Origin of the sequence: Streptomyces sp. NPDC059649, assembly GCF_042734445.1 — a bacterium.
Lineage (GTDB): Bacteria > Actinomycetota > Actinomycetes > Streptomycetales > Streptomycetaceae > Streptomyces.
Map to the genome: position 1 here is coordinate 544,584 of NZ_JBHWDV010000002.1, position 14,716 is coordinate 559,299.

General features: G+C 69.6%; 16 protein-coding genes. 10 read left to right on the forward strand and 6 right to left on the reverse strand.

The annotated features are described in order from the left end of the window. Nucleotides 1–61: 61 nt before the first annotated feature. The gene (locus ACFV1J_RS05250) at nucleotides 62–499 is read right to left on the reverse strand and encodes a GNAT family N-acetyltransferase (protein WP_385855863.1); all 438 of its coding nucleotides are present in this window, start codon (nucleotides 497–499) and stop codon (nucleotides 62–64) included. A 141-nt stretch (nucleotides 500–640) separates the two neighbouring features. Here ACFV1J_RS05250 and ACFV1J_RS05255 point away from each other — a divergent pair, with 141 nt between their 5' ends. Further along, the gene (locus tag ACFV1J_RS05255; protein WP_385855864.1) at nucleotides 641–1,372 is read left to right on the forward strand and encodes a hypothetical protein; all 732 of its coding nucleotides are present in this window, start codon (nucleotides 641–643) and stop codon (nucleotides 1,370–1,372) included. Between the two features lie 481 nt (nucleotides 1,373–1,853). Here ACFV1J_RS05255 and ACFV1J_RS05260 read toward each other — a convergent pair whose 3' ends face one another. Beyond that, on the reverse strand, nucleotides 1,854–2,801 hold the full coding sequence (locus ACFV1J_RS05260; protein WP_385855865.1) for a DUF2218 domain-containing protein: 948 nt from the start codon (nucleotides 2,799–2,801) through the stop codon (nucleotides 1,854–1,856). A 115-nt stretch (nucleotides 2,802–2,916) separates the two neighbouring features. Between ACFV1J_RS05260 and ACFV1J_RS05265 the strand changes: the two genes are divergently transcribed. Then, nucleotides 2,917–3,468: an ArsR/SmtB family transcription factor gene (locus ACFV1J_RS05265; RefSeq protein ID WP_385855866.1), complete on the forward strand. Its 552-nt coding sequence runs from the start codon at nucleotides 2,917–2,919 to the stop codon at nucleotides 3,466–3,468. A gap of 222 nt (nucleotides 3,469–3,690) precedes the next feature. Here the strand turns inward: ACFV1J_RS05265 and ACFV1J_RS05270 are convergent, their stop codons facing one another. Both ACFV1J_RS05270 and ACFV1J_RS05275 read right to left on the reverse strand, forming a co-directional pair. Continuing rightward, nucleotides 3,691–4,515 (reverse strand): ABC transporter permease, encoded by an 825-nt coding sequence (locus tag ACFV1J_RS05270; RefSeq protein WP_385855867.1) that lies wholly within the window; start codon nucleotides 4,513–4,515, stop codon nucleotides 3,691–3,693. Further along, entirely contained in the window at nucleotides 4,512–5,432 is a 921-nt protein-coding gene (locus ACFV1J_RS05275) for an ATP-binding cassette domain-containing protein (RefSeq protein WP_385855868.1), read from the reverse strand. Before ACFV1J_RS05275 ends, ACFV1J_RS05270 begins: the two co-directional genes overlap by 4 nt. 208 nt (nucleotides 5,433–5,640) lie before the next feature. On the opposite strand from ACFV1J_RS05275, the gene ACFV1J_RS05280 reads away from it, so the two are divergent. The 7 genes from ACFV1J_RS05280 to ACFV1J_RS05310 all read left to right on the forward strand — a co-directional run bounded on the left by ACFV1J_RS05280 (nucleotide 5,641) and on the right by ACFV1J_RS05310 (nucleotide 12,278). After that, a complete protein-coding gene (locus tag ACFV1J_RS05280; protein ID WP_385855869.1) occupies nucleotides 5,641–6,816 on the forward strand; it encodes a sensor histidine kinase in 1,176 nt (391 codons plus the stop codon). Then, nucleotides 6,813–7,487, forward strand: coding sequence for a response regulator (locus ACFV1J_RS05285; protein WP_385855870.1), 675 nt, complete (start codon nucleotides 6,813–6,815; stop codon nucleotides 7,485–7,487). The genes ACFV1J_RS05280 and ACFV1J_RS05285 overlap by 4 nt, the downstream gene beginning before the upstream one ends. Before the next feature lie 243 nt (nucleotides 7,488–7,730). After that, complete coding sequence (locus ACFV1J_RS05290) at nucleotides 7,731–7,964, forward strand: hypothetical protein (protein ID WP_385855871.1); 234 nt, start codon at nucleotides 7,731–7,733, stop codon at nucleotides 7,962–7,964. Beyond that, nucleotides 7,961–9,649 (forward strand): M48 family metalloprotease, encoded by a 1,689-nt coding sequence (locus tag ACFV1J_RS05295; protein WP_385855872.1) that lies wholly within the window; start codon nucleotides 7,961–7,963, stop codon nucleotides 9,647–9,649. Before ACFV1J_RS05290 ends, ACFV1J_RS05295 begins: the two co-directional genes overlap by 4 nt. 105 nt (nucleotides 9,650–9,754) lie before the next feature. After that, nucleotides 9,755–10,594 (forward strand): DUF1963 domain-containing protein, encoded by an 840-nt coding sequence (locus ACFV1J_RS05300; RefSeq protein ID WP_385855873.1) that lies wholly within the window; start codon nucleotides 9,755–9,757, stop codon nucleotides 10,592–10,594. A gap of 209 nt (nucleotides 10,595–10,803) precedes the next feature. Then, nucleotides 10,804–11,277 carry a carboxymuconolactone decarboxylase family protein gene (locus ACFV1J_RS05305; RefSeq protein WP_385855874.1) on the forward strand — a complete coding sequence of 158 codons (474 nt, stop codon included), beginning with the start codon at nucleotides 10,804–10,806 and terminating at the stop codon, nucleotides 11,275–11,277. 77 nt (nucleotides 11,278–11,354) lie between these two features. Continuing rightward, nucleotides 11,355–12,278, forward strand: a complete 924-nt coding sequence (locus ACFV1J_RS05310; RefSeq protein ID WP_385855875.1) for an RNA polymerase sigma-70 factor — start codon at nucleotides 11,355–11,357, stop codon at nucleotides 12,276–12,278. A 150-nt stretch (nucleotides 12,279–12,428) separates the two neighbouring features. On the opposite strand, the gene ACFV1J_RS05315 is transcribed toward ACFV1J_RS05310, so the two are convergent. Then, entirely contained in the window at nucleotides 12,429–13,151 is a 723-nt protein-coding gene (locus ACFV1J_RS05315; RefSeq protein WP_385855876.1) for a DUF6333 family protein, read from the reverse strand. Nucleotides 13,152–13,348: 197 nt separating this feature from the next. On the opposite strand from ACFV1J_RS05315, the gene ACFV1J_RS05320 reads away from it, so the two are divergent. After that, complete coding sequence (locus ACFV1J_RS05320) at nucleotides 13,349–14,080, forward strand: dienelactone hydrolase family protein (protein ID WP_385855877.1); 732 nt, start codon at nucleotides 13,349–13,351, stop codon at nucleotides 14,078–14,080. Between the two features lie 116 nt (nucleotides 14,081–14,196). On the opposite strand, the gene ACFV1J_RS05325 is transcribed toward ACFV1J_RS05320, so the two are convergent. Continuing rightward, on the reverse strand, nucleotides 14,197–14,649 hold the full coding sequence (locus tag ACFV1J_RS05325) for an Lrp/AsnC family transcriptional regulator (protein WP_385855878.1): 453 nt from the start codon (nucleotides 14,647–14,649) through the stop codon (nucleotides 14,197–14,199). Nucleotides 14,650–14,716 lie beyond the last annotated feature (67 nt).

The following is a 14,716-nucleotide window of genomic DNA, read 5'->3' on the forward strand; positions in this document are numbered from 1 at the left end:
CAGGCAGTCGGCCGGCTCCGTTGGATCACCTGACGCCCAGTGGGCACTGCGGCCGGTCGCTTCATGGCGCCGTGCCTGGGGTGAGGATCATCAGGTGTTCAGGGTTCGGGAGGGGTTCGAACCCGGCCTTCGCATAGACCCCGTGAGCGTCGAGGGTGGCGAGCAGGACGCGCTTGAGCCGGTACGGAGCAAGGTGGTCGCGGACCGCGCCGGCCAGCCAGGTGCCGAGCCCCTTCCCGCGGTGGGCGGGAGCGACATAGACATCGCAGAGCCAGGCGAAGGTGGCCCGGTCGGTGACGACACGTGCGTAAGCGACCTGAGGACCGGCGGTCTCGTGGACGGCGAAGTTGAGGGAGCTGCGCACCGCCTGATCGACCGTTTCCCGGCTGCGGCCCAGCGCCCAGAACGCGTCGGTCGAGAGCCAGTGGTGTACCAGGCCGACGTCGAGACGGTCGGGGTCTGTGGAGAGCTCATATCCGTCTTCCCTGTGTCTGATCACGAGAGGGAGCGTAACGGTCGTGCTTGGTTTTCCCAAGGAGTGACTTGGGTCTTCCAAGTATCGGCATGGCTCCGCGGCTCGAAAAGCGTTCGAGCGAGGGACGGTCGTGGGATATGTTTCTGCTGTTCGAAGGGGGACGAAGTGGCGAAGCTGAACCAGATCATCGCTGTCGAAAAGGGTGTCAAGAGCAAGTCGCTCCAGGACATCACCGCGGCTCACCACAAGCTGCAGAAGCCCGCACAGCTGGCCGGTATCTCGCGTACGTACCAGCCGAAGGACGAAGAGGGCGAGCAGCTGCCGCCCGAGTCCACACGGGTGCAGGTCAAGGGCGAGGACATACTGCGGGAGATGTCGGCGTCGCTGACCCGGCTGTTCGACGTGACGGCCACCAAGGACTGGGCCAACTGCACGGCCCGGGCCGACGTTTCGGTCGACGGGCGGACGATCCTCGCCGAAGTTCCGGTCAGCTACCTGCTGTTCCTGGAGAAGCAGCTCACGGACCTGCACGCCTTCGTCAAGAAGCTCCCCGTGCTCGACGCCGCCGAGTCCTGGTCCCTCGACCCGTCCACGGACTGGTGGAAGACGGACCCGGTCCGCACGATCCGTACGAAGAAGGTCCCGCGCAACCACGTCAAGGCGGAGGCGACCGACAAGCACCCGGCACAGGTCGAGGTGTACTACGAGGACGTGCCGATCGGTTACTGGACGACGGTGAAGTTCTCCGGGGCACTTCCGGCGCGCCGGGTGAACGAGCTGTTGGAGCGGGTCGAGAAGCTCCAGCAGGCGGTCAAGTTCGCCCGCGAGGAGGCCAACGGCGTCGAGGTCACCGACCAGCGCATCGGCGACGCGGTGTTCGGCTACCTCTTCGGCTGACGCCGGCCGCTGCCCGTGCGGCCGGCATCGGCCGCGGGTAGCATCCATGATCGCCCCCGCGTGCGAGCGCGGGGGTGCGCAACAGGCACGGGCCGGAAATGAGGACCGGTTCGTGCGATGAGCGCAAGCTGAAACTGAAGTTCAGCCTGAAGAAGCGGTGGACAGTGAAGGTTCGAGTCCTTCTCCCGGCACCACGGGCCGGGGTAGCCCAACATGGCAGAGGCACCTCCGCATCAATCTCAGACTCTCGCTCCAGCTTCAGCATCGCCGCCGATCGCCGGAACGACCGAGGCCGGACGAACGCCGTCGGATGCGAGTTCGAATCTTGCCTGCACCTCTCCACGGTGCGGTAGTTCAAAGGAAGAACACGACGGCCTGATGACTGATCCGTCCTCTTAAACGCCGCCGGCGTGCGCAATTGGGTGGCATCCCCAGGGGCCCGGGAGCTGGATACGACTCCCGGGCTCCGCCACGCTCCGCGTCAGCGCTTGCGGGCCAGCGTGAGCCCGTCCCGTACCGGCAGCATCACCGACTCCACCCGTTCGTCGCCGACGATCACCTCGTTCAGCCGGCGCATCGCGAGGTGGTGCTCCTCCTGGTACGCGGGGTCGAAGACCCGACCGCCGAGGAAGACGTTGTCCAGCGCCACCAGGCCGCCCGGACGCAAGCGCTGGACGATCTCCTCGTAATAGGCGGGGTAGTTGGCCTTGTCCGCGTCGATGAAGGCGATGTCGATGGCGGGCTCGGCCGGCAGGGCCCGCAGGGTGTCGAGGGCCGGGCCGAGCTTCAGCTCGATCCGGTCGGCGACACCGGCCCGTTCCCAGGACGGGCGGCCGATCGAGGTCCACTCGTCGCTGATGTCGCAGGTGAGCAGGCGACCGTCGGCGGCCAGTCCCCGTGCGATGCAGACGGACGAATAGCCGGTGAACGTGCCCACCTCCACGGCGAACCGGGCGTTCACCAGGCGGGTCAGCATCGTCAGCAGCGCCCCCTCGTCGGCGGAGACCTGCATCCTTGACGCGCCCCCGGTGGCCTCACGGGTGGTGTCGGCCAGCTCCTGGAGCGCGTCGTCGGGCGGAGTGCAGTGCGCCAGCAGATAGTCGTCCACCACCGGGCCGAGGCCCGCCAGGTCTTCTCCGGCCACCGGCTCGGTCCAGTCGACGCTCAGGGCCTCCTGGGTGGCGAAGCGCACCAAGTGACGGGCGACCGCGTCCTGGACGCGGTTCAGGCCCTCGATGTCCATGGCGGTGGCGATCAGGCACAACCCCTCCGAGTCTGCGGTGAGTACGCAGGTCCCGGCGTCGAGATGGACGGTTCCCCGGCCGCTGCCGCTCAGCTGGGTGGTGGCCTTGTGGCCCAGGTGGGAGACGAGCTGCTTGAGGTAGCGGGCGGGGCGGTCGGTGGCGACCAGGGCCGTCGACAGGGGCATCGCGAGTCCTTCCGGGCAAGGAAGCGTCGAAAATCGTCGTCGCTTGGATGCGGCCGATTCTGGTGCCGCTCCGAGCCGCTTGTCAAAGCATCGAGGAATATGGACACTTGCCGGTATGCCAGACCCGCAGGCCGAGCCCCTGGTGCTCCGTTCACCCGAGCAGTTCAAGGCGCTCGGACACCCGATCCGCCACCGCATGGTGAACGTTCTGCGGCAGCGGCCGGCCACGCTCCGCCAGTTGTCCACGGCGCTGGGGATGGCCAAGGGGACGACCGGCTACCACGTGCGGGTGCTCCGCGAGGCCGGCCTGGTCCGCCTGGCGGAATCCCGACCGGTGCGCGGCGGTACGGAACAGCTCTTCGCGCTGGTCAGCCACGGTTTTACGTTCCATGAGGACGTCGAGGGCGGTCCCCAGTTCCTGATCAACGCCGCGCTGGGCGAGATGCTGCCGGCCCGCCCGGACCAGGCGGAGCACACCGTACTGCGCCACCTCTGGCTCGCCCCGGAGGAGGCCCATGCGCTGGCTGCCCGGCTACGCGAACAGGCCGCCGAGCCGCACACGGTGGACAGCTCCCGCGGCGAGCCCTACGGCCTCCTGGTCAGCCTCTTCCCGGCGGACATCCCCGCGCTGGATCGCGAGACCCCGGCGCCCGATGAGGCGGACTGACCGAAGGGCACGCCCCCGTGCATGACGTGAACCCGGCGCGGCGGCCCTCCCTCGCCCGGGCCGATGAACTCGGCATCCTCCAACTCCCAGTCTGTGAACCATAGTTGGGAGCTTCCGAACCGTGTCCGCGGCGTACCCGGCCGAGCCGGCGCACGGAGCCAGACCCGACCGGGGGCGGAGCTGGGCGGCATCGCCGGCCGGGCCGACGAGGACCGCGAGGCTTCACACGTCGCGGCGCCGCACGGCGAACACGGCGAGTGCCACCGTGAGCAGCGGCCAGAGCAGGTACACGGCCCAGGAGCCTGGGACCGTGGCGCTGTAGGCCAGGGATCCGGGATCCGGCTCCCAGGTCTGGATGAGGCGGGTCCAGGCGGCCGACACCAGCGCGTGTTTGATGTCCGCCGACCAGCGATTGCTCTCCGAGAACATGGGGGGCAGCATCAGCAGGGCAAAGACGCTGGTGACCATGGTCCCCGCGGCGTGCCGGATCAGAACGCCGAGACCCAGACCGACCAGTGCGCAGACCGGGGCCAGCAGCGCGGATGCCAGCAGCGGCCGGAGGACCCCGGGGTGGGTGATCGGAACGCCGGCGTGCTGCCCGTCCAGGAGTGCCTGGGAGACCAGGAAGGAGCCGGTGGCGGCGACCGTGCCCACCACGGTCCACAGTGCGGCGGTGACGGCCGCCTTGGCCAGTACGAGCGAGCCGCGGGCGGGGACGGCCACGGTGGTGGTGCGGATCAGGCCGCTGTGGTATTCGCTGACGACGGTCAGGGCGCCGATGCTGCTGGCGACGAGCATCAACGTCCAGTAGCCGGCGGGTGGGTAGGCGTCGAACGGCCGGAAATCAGCGGGGGCGGAGCCCGCGGCGGCGTCCGACGAGGTGGCCACGACGGTGGACCCGATGACGAACAGGACGGTGAGGGCGATCGTCCACGAGGTGGAGCGCAGGGACCACATCTTGATCCACTCGGAGGCGAGCAGATCGCGGAAGCGGGCGGTCGGTGCGGCGACGGGGGTGGTCCGGGGGACCGAGGTGAGAGTGGTCATCGGGGCTGTCCTGCCAGGTATTCGGCGCTGTCGGCGGTGAGTTCCATGAAGGCCGCCTCCAGCGAGGCGGTGCGGTTGGTCAGCTCGTCCAGCTGGATACCGTGCTCGAAGGCGAGCGCTCCGATCCGGTCCGCCGGGAGACCGGTCACGGCGAGCTTCTCGGCGCCGGTCGAGCCCTCCGGCTCGACCGAGGCGCCCGCCGCGGTCAGCACGGCCGTCAGCTCGGCGGCCTGCGGAGTCCCGACCACGACGCTGCGCCGGGTGCCGCGGGCCGCGAAGTCCCGTACCGACTCGGCGGCGATGAGGCGGCCCCGGCCGATGACGACCAGCTGGTCGGCGGTGTTCTCCATCTCCGACATCAGGTGACTGGAGAGAAAGACCGTGCGCCCCTCGGCGGCCAGGCGCCGGAAGAGCCGGCGTACCCAGAGCACGCCCTCCGGGTCCATGCCGTTGATCGGCTCGTCGAACATGAGCACGGGCGGGTCGCCGAGCAGGGCGGTGGCGATACCCAGTCGCTGCTTCATGCCGAGGGAGAATCCGCCGATGCGGCGGGTCGCCACCTCGGCCAGCCCCACCTCCTGAAGCACCTCGTCCACCCGGCGCCGCGGAAGACCGTTGCTGCGGGCCAGGGCGGCCAGGTGGGCCGCGGCGCTGCGTCCGCCGTGGACCTGGCCGGCATCCAGGAGAACGCCGACGTGCCGCAGTCCGCGCGGGTGGCGGCGGAAAGGGACGCCACTGACGGTGGCGGTGCCGGAGGTGGGCGCGTCCAGACCGAGGACCATCCGCAGGGTGGTGGTCTTACCGGCTCCGTTGGGGCCGAGGAATCCGGTGACCTGGCCCGGCCGGACGGTGGAGGACAGCTGGTCGACGGCCGTCTTGCGGCCGTAGCGCTTGGTGAGTTCGTTGACTTCGATCACGGCATCCACACTGCCGGGCGGACCCGTGTCCAGACATGGGGCCGGGGGTGGCAATCGTGCGGCCGGGTTGGCCCGTGGGCGTACGTCCCCGGGCTGATGCCGCGCGGGTGGTAGCCGGTTAATCTCGGGGCGTGAACCCCATAACGATCACTCCGTTGTCTGCGCGCGTCGCCCACCGCGCCCTTGTCCGCACGAGGGCATGCCGCCGATGACGAGAACGAAGGCCGGGGCCTGGGCGGGAGGTGCCTGCTACCTCCTCATGGTCGGACTGCTGGTGGGGGGCGCGCCGAGGGCGTCGGGGACGGTCCACGGCGTCGGGGCACTGCTGGCCGCGAGCCTGCTCGTCGGTGTGCTGCGACGGACGCCGATACCGGCGCTGGCCCTGGCACTCTTCGGATCCACTGCCGTCGTGGTGGGCACACCGCGCTCCCTGCCCGAGCACCTGGCGGTGGGGTATCAGGGCCAGTTCCTGTCGTATCTCGCGGTGGACCTCATCCTGGGCTTCATCGTCGCCCACTGCGCGCGGCGGGCCTCGATCGTCGCCGGGGCCGTGTCCTTCACCGTGCAACTCCTGGTGACCGGCCTCTTCGCGCACGGGGACAACCTGACCATCAACGTGGTGATCGCCCTCCTGGCGATGTCCGCCTCCTGCATCGCGGGTCTGCTCGGCCGCGAGCGCCGCGAGCACGCGGTGGCACTGCGTGCGCAGGAGGTGGCCGAGGCCGTGACCGCCGAACGGCTGCGGATCGCACGGGAGTTGCACGACATGGTCGCGCACAGCATCGGCATCATCGCCATCCAGGCCGGCGTGGGGAGCCGCGTCATCCAGACCCAGCCGGCCGAGGCCCGCGAGGCCCTGCGCGCCATCGAGGCCACCAGCAGGGAGACCCTGTCGGGCCTCAGGCGCACACTGGTGTCGCTCCGTCAGGCCGAACGGGATACGACCGACCCGAAGCAGTCCCCGCTCGCACCCGCGCCGGGGCTGGCGGACCTCGAACGACTGGCGGCGACGACCGCGGACGCGGGGGTACGCGTCGACGTGCGCCGCAGCGGCCACCAGCGCCCACTGCCCGCCGACATCGACCTGTCCGCCTACCGCATCGTGCAGGAGGCGCTGACCAACGTGGTCCGCCACGCCGGCACCGGGAGTTGCCGGGTGGCCATCGATTACGGGGACGAGGAGCTGTCCGTGGAGGTCGTCGACGACGGGCGCGGCGCCACCGGGGACGGCCCGGGCCACGGCTTCGGCCTCATCGGCATGCGCGAGCGGGTCGGTCTGCTGGGCGGCCACCTCAGCGCCGGCCCGCGCCCCGACGGTGGATTCCGGGTCGCGGCCCGGCTGCCGCTGCCCGTACCCGTCGAGGTCCCGGTGGAGGCCCGATGACCATCCGGATCCTGCTCGCCGACGACCAGCCGCTGGTGCGCTCCGGTCTGCGCGTGATCATGGCCGACCACCCCGACCTGGAAGTCGTCGGTGAGGCCGCCACCGGCTCCGAAGCGGTCCGACTCGTCGGCGACCTCCGCCCCGACGTCGTGGTCATGGACATCCGGATGCCCGGCATGGACGGGATCGAGGCCACCCGCCTGATCACCGCCGGTCCGGCGACGACCCGGGTCCTCGTCCTGACCACCTTCGACGAGGACGACCACGTCTACGGCGCGCTGCGGGCCGGCGCGAGCGGCTTCGTGGTCAAGGACATGGCACTGGACGACATCCTCGCGGCGCTCCGGGTGGTCGCCGCCGGCGACGCACTGATCGCACCGGGTGTGACGCGCCGGCTGATCGCGGACTTCGTCGGACGCCCCGAGGCCGCACCACCGGCGGGCCCGGAACGCTCCCCACGGCCGGTCGAGGGCATCACCGACCGGGAACGGGAAGTACTGACCCTCGTCGGACGCGGCCGGTCGAACACCGAGATCGCGGAAGACCTCTTCATCACGGTGGCCACCGCCAAATCGCACGTGTCACGGCTGCTCACCAAACTGGGCGCCCGGGACCGGGTCCAACTCGTCATCATGGCCTACGAGAGGGGACTCGTCACGGTCCCTCGTTGAGGGCCCGTGCCTGGGCCGGAGGTATGCCTTGTGAGCGCCGAAGTACGTCACATGCGCATGGAGGTGCGTACATGAGCACCGAAGTACCCCGCCAATTGGGGGAGTTGGGTTGCCCTCCAACTCCCCCCTCCTTCGCACCTTTTGCGGTAGCGGGACGGAGTCCCGTGAGGACCTTGCGCCGAGGGGAGGAGGGCGGTAGGAGTGTGGCCTTCACGCAGGTTGAGCGGTGAGGGGGACAATGCGATGCCGCAGCACTTCGGACGCACACCGAACTTATGGACCGACACCGACACCGACACCGAGACCGACACCGACACCGAGACCGACTCTGACACTGACCCCGTCACCGTCAGAGTCCGGCGCGATGAGTTCGCCCGACGCGTGGTGGGGGCACGGGCACGGGTACGGGTCGCCTCGGCGGACGAACCGGCGCTGTTGAGCCCCGGCGGGCGCGGGGCCCAGGACCCGACATCATGACCGCCTCTTCTTCCCCCTCTTCCCCTTCCTCCCCTGCACCCCGTCATGCCCCCGCGCTCGACATCGAGGCGTTTCCCTCCGATTCCTCGCTGATGCTGACCCTGCTGGTCGCCACCGTGCTGACCCAGGACCTCTTCTTCGCACTGTGGATGGCCACGCTGCAGGCACCCGTGGCCGAGCTGTGCATGGGCTCGTCCCTCAACTGTCCCAGGGATCCCAGTGCGATGGTCAGCGGCACGATCAACTACCTCTTGATGCTGCTCACGCCCGGGCTCGTGATCGGGCTGCACACCAGCCGGCGCCGCCAGCGGCGCTCCACGCCACTGGCCGAGACCCCTTTTCGCGGCGTCGCCGAGGCGGTGGAGAGCCTGGTCAGGGAAGCCCGACTGAGCCGGGAGCCGACCGTGATGGTGGACCCGCGGCTGGCGTCCGGAGCGTACGTCACCGGCCAACGAGGTCGGCCCCTCCTCATGCTCGGCCCGGAACTGCTGGTCCTCCGCGAGCAGAGCGACCACGGTCGGCGGATCTTCGAGTCCGTGGTCCGGCACGAGCTCGCGCATCTGCGTACCGGGGACCTGCAGGCGTACAACGTGCTGACGGTGTTCCGCCCCTCCAACCTGTTCGCCGGGGCCTTCATCGCCTTCGCCATGACACTGGACGTGCTCAACCGCAACTCCACGCCGGCAGCGATGGTGGTCGCCCTGGCCCGGGTCGTCCTGCTCACCCTGCTCGGTGAGCTGATCGTCCGCGCGTACCTGCGGATCCGCGAACACCATGCGGATGTGCATGCCGGGACGACCGACCCGGAGGGGCTGCTCGCCGCCCTCGGTGCCCTCGGCGCGGAGGCCGACGGCGGGGACGGCGCGGGCGCGGCGCGGCTACGGTCCTGGCTGCGCCACCACCCCATGGGCACGGACCGGCTGGGCGTCGCCAGGACCCCGGGACGGGTGCTCGCCTCCTCGCCGGGGCGGGTGTTCCTCGGTGCGACCGTCGCCGGTGTGCTGCTGCCGACGCTCCAGGACATGCTGCTGCGGTTCTACGGGCCGAGGGACAACTTCTTCACACCGACTCTCTGCGGGCTGCTCGTCGGGGTGGGGCTGACGCTGTTCGTGGGGTTCACGCTCTGGCGCCACCAGTGGTACGCGGGCGGGCCGGCCCGGCTCGGCCGGTCGGCGCTCACCGGCGTGATCGTGGCCGCCGGCGTGGTGACGGGCAGTTGGCTCGCCCTCTACACGAGGGTGTCCGGCTACGGCCTCTCCGGCATACCGCTCGCCGCGTCCTTCCTGGCAGCGCTGGCCGCAGCCGCGGTGCTGCTGTGCGGCTGGCTCACGCTGGTCGGGGCCCAGTGGTTCCGGGGCGACCCCCAGGCGCACCGCATGCCACGGTTCCTGAAGCTGGCCGTTCTTCCCGCGTGCCTGCTCGGCGGGTGGCTGACGGCCGGAATCTGGACGTGGGGAGTGGTCCTCCAGGGCGTGCTGACCGGCTGCTCGACCGAAGGGTATGCGTGCCGAACGGACTCGCCGGAGCTGGACGTTGCTCGGGGGGTGACAGGGTTCTTCGGCCCGGGGCCGGTTCTGGTGACGGTGGTTCTCATCGCCCTGGCTGTTCCGCTGGTCGCCCGTTTCACCGCACCAGTCACCGAAGGACGTTCGCGTGCCGGCCGGCCACCGTGGCGCTCTCCTTGACAGGAGGTTGATCGCGGGAGGGGCGGGTGCCTTTGGACTTCGGGCCCGGCACACCTGGAACGGCGGCCTGGTCCGCCTGTCAGTGGCTGGTGCTTGACTGGGCGTATGACTCCAGAGACCGTCCGCCCGGCCCTCCGAGACTTCTGCGCCGAACGTCTCGGCCCCGACCTCGCCGCCCGGTTCCTCCGCCTCGCCCGGCCTGGTTTCGCACTCACCGAGGCCGGTCCGGGCGAGGCCGCCGGGCACAGCCGGTTCGGCGGCCGGGCGATGCTTGAACCAGGCACACCGTGGCCGACCTGCGACGGCTTTCCGTTGACCCTGATCGCCGTCCTCGACACCGACGCCTTGGCCCCCTGGCTCGACGACGTCCTCCCGGCCGGTACGGGCCTGCTCAATTTCTTCTCCCTGGACACCGACTCCGAGCAGTGCGATCCCGCCTCCTACGAGGTGGCACTCAAATACCTCTCGTTCGACCCGCAGTTGGGGAAGGTGATCGCAGCCCGTGCCGCGCACGCCGTCGAGACGAACCCACCCGCCCGGTCGAGCGTCTTCGACCCGGTCCCCTGGGCAGCCACGCCCGGGTTCGACTTCCCCGACACCTGGGACCCGGCCTGGCACGCCCTCGACCTGGGGCCCGAGGCCGACCACCTGGCCAAGGCCATGCCTGGTCAGTACGTGGAGGAGTTGCTCACGGAGTGGTCGAGCCGGCCGGGCGCGCTCGTTGCCGAGGACATAGCCTTTGGCTGGCCGAAGTTCCCCACAGGGAGTTCGCCCATGGTGCCCTGGGGCGAAGACCCCACCACCTACCACCACCTGCTCCAACTCTCCGGACACGACGAGTGGTATCTGGGCGGCGACGGAGGCTGGATGCACTGGTCGATACCCACCGACGCACTGCGGGCCGGCGACTTCAGCCGGGCGATCCCGACGCCGGACATATGGTGACTGCCTGGTCTTGATGTGGTTCCGCGGCCGCACTGACACGTACGGCAGGAACGTCATCGCGTGACGCGTGACGCGTGACGCGTGACGCATGACGCGTGCCGACAGCCGGGGGAGGGGGAGAGACGCAGGTCACATTTCCCCATGTCACAGGTGGTCGGGCTACCCCGTCTCAGGGGGTGTAGGTACGAACAATCCCAGAGGAGCACCCCATGGACGCGCGACTGAACTACTTCGCCAGCCCGACCGCCGGCAAGGCCCTCAAGTACGTGATGTCGGCGGGCAAGGCGCTCAAGGAATCGCCGCTGCCGGCCGCGACGCAGGAGCTGGTGGCGCTGCGCGTGAGCCAGATCAACGGCTGTGCCGCCTGCATCGACATGCACACCAAGGACGCCGCCGCTGCCGGCGAGGACTCGGTGCGACTGAACCTGGTGGCGGCATGGCGGGAGGCGACGGTCTTTACCGAGGCCGAGCGTGCCGCGCTGGAGCTGGCGGAGGAGGGCACCCGGGTCGCGGATGCGGCCGGTGGGGTCAGCGATGAGGTGTGGGCGAATGCCGCGAAGCACTACGACGAGGAGCAGCTCACCGCCCTGGTGTTCACGGTCTCGTTCATGAACATGGCGAACCGGCTGAACGTCATCACCCAGCAGCCGGCCGGCAACTACCAGCCCGGGCAGTTCCACTGAACGGCATCAACGACTGGCTCGGGGCCCGGCGGAGGGCCCCGGGCCGCGGGGCGGGGAACCAGGGGAGGGGATTCGGCGTGAGCAAGGTCGAGGAGTTCGAGGAGCTGCGGCCGCTGCTGTTCTCGATCGCGTATCGGATTCTGGGCAGTGTGGGAGAGGCCGAGGACGCCGTGCAGGAGACATGGCTGCGCTTTGACGGCTCGGCGACCCGGCCCACGTCGACCAAGGCCTATCTGTCGGCCGCGGTGACGCGGATCTCGATCGATGTCCTGCGTTCCGCACGGGTCCGGCGGGAGGAGTACGTGGGCCCGTGGTTCCCCGAGCCGCTGCTGAGCGATCCGTATCAGGATCCGGCGCGCTCGGCGGAACTGGCCGACTCGGTGTCGATGGCGGCGCTGCTCCTGCTGGAGCGGCTCAGCCCGTTGGAGCGGGCGGTGTTCGTGCTGCGGGAGGTGTTCGGCTTTGGATACGACGAGGTAGCCGCGGCAGTGGGGCGGTCGGAGGCGGCGTGCCGGCAGCTACTCGCGCGGGCGCGGGGGCACATGAAAGCCGGGCGGCCGCGCTTCGAAGCGGTCCGCGAAGAGCGTGAGGAACTGGCGTCGCGGTTCTTCGACGCCCTCCGCGAAGGCGACGTCGGCGGCCTGCGGGAACTGCTCGCCGCCGATGTATCGATGGTCGGTGACGGCGGCGGGAAGGCCCCGCAGCTGTCCAGGGCCGTCGTCGGTCCCGAGAACGTGGCGCGGCTGCTCGCCTCCGTCTTCCCGCTGATGGCCCGGATCGACGTGACGTTCGAGCCGCACGAAGTCAACGGCCAGCCGGGCGCGATCTTCCGCGACCGGGACGGCAAGGTGCTGCACACCCTGGCGCTCGATGTGCTCGACGGACAGATCCAGACCATCCGCTCGGTGATCAATCCCGACAAGCTCCGCCACATCGGTCCGGTCGCCGACGCCTGGGCCATCGACCGCGAGGTGAAACGGACCCGCCGGCAGCCGAACTGACGTCGACGATGGACCACTTGCCCCTGAATGCTGCTCCATCAAGTACGGGCGTGTTGCGGTCTGCACGGGCAAGGCGAACTGGGCGCGGATGGGCGCCCTGGGGCGCGGAGGGGCCGCTTCGTGACTCGCAGACCACCCTCAACGATCAGATCAGCCGCCGATGAAGTACAGCCTCTCCATGCGGTGGGTGTAGCTCTCGGTGTGGCGGACCTTGAGTACGGAAGTCTCCAGGTGCGTCCAGGGCCACGGGTCGGCGTCCCCCAAGGCCAAGCCGACGAAGGCGGACCACTCGACTTCCTCGGGCTCGGCGTCCAGGTCGACGTCGATGTCCTCCAGCATGTCGCCGGTGATGCCGAGGGCGGCGACGACCGCGTGGGGGTCGCCAGTCAGCTCCCAGGGGTCCATCCCGGGCCAACCGGAGGCGTGGAACATGGTGCCGTCAGGAAGCCACACGATGTCCTCGGTGTGGGACTCGCCGTAGTCCACCTCCACCCGGCCGACGATCCGCGCATCCGGGTAGCGCTCGCGCAGGCGGCCCACCTCGTACAGCAGCGGGGTGTCGTTACCATCGTCACCGAGCGCGGGATCGCTGATCCCCAGTATGGGACCCCACGCCCCGGCCTGTATCTGGTCGAGGTCGGCTCGCTCGCCGAGGAACAGGGTCTGGTTCGCGGGGCGGGTCTCGATCTCTCCCAGTACCTCATCGACGGTGCCGAAGGATCCGGCGAACTCCACTGCTCGCGCCGGGTCGTTGGCCGGAAGAGTGTGGGCGGTCGCCGTGAACGGCGGCTGGAGAACGGTGATGTCGCATCTGCCCATGCCGCCACGGACCATGCGGTCCGCCGGTGTGGTCCAGAAACTGATGTTGGTCATGCACCACACGGTAGTGCCGGCCACTGACACGGCATCTGCCCTTATCCATACGGCAACGGCAACGGCAGCGGCAGCGGCAGCCGCATCCGCATGCGTTTCCGCGTCGGTATCTCTGTGTTTTTCCGTGGCCAGTGTGACGGACGTTGCGTGAGTCTAGGATTGCGGCGACTTTCAGCGATCAAGGCACGGGGGAACTGATGACTGGTCAGTGGGAGAGACTCGGCGAAGCCGGTGGCATTGAGGCGTATGTGCACCGCCCGGAGGGTGAGGTGCGCGGCGCGGTGGTGGTCTGCTCCGAGCTGTACGGAGTGAACGCCTATGTCCGCGACACCTGCGCGGAGTTGGCGGCGGCCGGGTACGTGGCGCTGGCACCGGACTACTACTGGCGCAACGCCCGTCGTACCGCGCTCGGGTACTCGGCCGAGGAGCGCGAGGACGGCTTGGTGCTGATGCGGGCGCTGGACCGGGACGAGTTGGTGGCTGACGCCTCGGCGGCTCTGACGGTGGCGCGTGCTGAAGCCGGTGAGCGGGGCGTGGCCTTCCTCGGGCTGAGCATGGGCGGGCACATCGCGGTGCGGGCGGCGACCGAGCTGCGCTTCGAGTTGGCCGCCGTCTTCTACCCGGGCTGGTTGCTGAACAGCGGCTTTCCGCTGGTCGGCCCGGTGCCGCCGTTGGAGACCAGCGAGCGGATCGCGGAGGGCGGCGCCTTTCTGCTGGGCTTCCGCGGCGAGCTGGACCACATCATCCCGGCCGACGAGTGGGAGCAGGCCGAGCAGCGCCTCATCGAGGCCAAGGTGCCGCACGAGCTGGTGACGTACCCGGGCGCCCGGCACGGCTTCGCCTGCGCAGACCGCCCGGAGGACTACGACCCGAAGGCCGGTGCGGAGGCCTGGCGGAAGGTCTACGCCGCCTTGGAATCACACCTCTAGCGATCTGAGTCGGAGCAGTCGCCGCCTGGCCAATGGGCGGTCACTCGTGCAGTGGGCGGCCACTCGTACAACGGGCGGTCATTCGGGCAATGACCGGTCGTTCGGGCAACGGTCGGTCATTCGGGCAATGGCCGGTCGTCGATGACGTTCTTCATCACGAGCGTGGAGGTCAGTCGCTGGACGCCCGGCAGCTTGGCCAGCTGCTCGTCGTAGAGCTGCTGGTAGGCGCCCAGGTCGGTGGTGGCGACGCGCAGGAGGTAGTCCGGTTCGCCGAAGAGGCGCTGGGCCTGGAGGACGTGCGGGATGGCGGTCACGGCCTCTTCGAAGGCGGTGACGGTGTCGCGGTCCTCCCAGCGCAGGGTGGCGAAGACGAGGGCCTCGAAGTTCAGGCCGATGGCGGCCGGGTCGACGACGGCGCGGTAGCCGCGGATCGCGCCCTCCCGTTCGAGGTCGCGCAGGCGGCGGTGGCAGGGCGAGACGCTCAGCTGCACGCGGGCGGCCAGCTCGGTGACGGTCAGGCGGCCGTCCAGCTGCAACTCGGTAAGAATTTTCCGGTCGAGGGCATCCATGGAGAAGATTCTCCCTCAGTGAGCGCGATCATGGGGTAAGAACAGCAACACTTTCCGGCAGGTCCAG

What these genes read in the sequence shown, in the direction of transcription:
- ACFV1J_RS05325 (WP_385855878.1), bottom strand. Translation starts at nt 14,649, where the DNA reads ATGGATGCCCTCGACCGGAAAATTCTTACCGAGTTGCAGCTGGACGGC.
- ACFV1J_RS05305 (WP_385855874.1), top strand. Translation starts at nt 10,804, where the DNA reads ATGGACGCGCGACTGAACTACTTCGCCAGCCCGACCGCCGGCAAGGCC.
- ACFV1J_RS05320 (WP_385855877.1), top strand. Translation starts at nt 13,349, where the DNA reads ATGACTGGTCAGTGGGAGAGACTCGGCGAAGCCGGTGGCATTGAGGCG.
- ACFV1J_RS05290 (WP_385855871.1), top strand. Translation starts at nt 7,731, where the DNA reads ATGCCGCAGCACTTCGGACGCACACCGAACTTATGGACCGACACCGAC.
- ACFV1J_RS05260 (WP_385855865.1), bottom strand. Translation starts at nt 2,801, where the DNA reads ATGCCCCTGTCGACGGCCCTGGTCGCCACCGACCGCCCCGCCCGCTAC.
- ACFV1J_RS05270 (WP_385855867.1), bottom strand. Translation starts at nt 4,515, where the DNA reads ATGACCACTCTCACCTCGGTCCCCCGGACCACCCCCGTCGCCGCACCG.
- ACFV1J_RS05300 (WP_385855873.1), top strand. Translation starts at nt 9,755, where the DNA reads ATGACTCCAGAGACCGTCCGCCCGGCCCTCCGAGACTTCTGCGCCGAA.
- ACFV1J_RS05285 (WP_385855870.1), top strand. Translation starts at nt 6,813, where the DNA reads ATGACCATCCGGATCCTGCTCGCCGACGACCAGCCGCTGGTGCGCTCC.
- ACFV1J_RS05280 (WP_385855869.1), top strand. Translation starts at nt 5,641, where the DNA reads ATGACGAGAACGAAGGCCGGGGCCTGGGCGGGAGGTGCCTGCTACCTC.
- ACFV1J_RS05295 (WP_385855872.1), top strand. Translation starts at nt 7,961, where the DNA reads ATGACCGCCTCTTCTTCCCCCTCTTCCCCTTCCTCCCCTGCACCCCGT.
- ACFV1J_RS05315 (WP_385855876.1), bottom strand. Translation starts at nt 13,151, where the DNA reads ATGACCAACATCAGTTTCTGGACCACACCGGCGGACCGCATGGTCCGT.
- ACFV1J_RS05265 (WP_385855866.1), top strand. Translation starts at nt 2,917, where the DNA reads ATGCCAGACCCGCAGGCCGAGCCCCTGGTGCTCCGTTCACCCGAGCAG.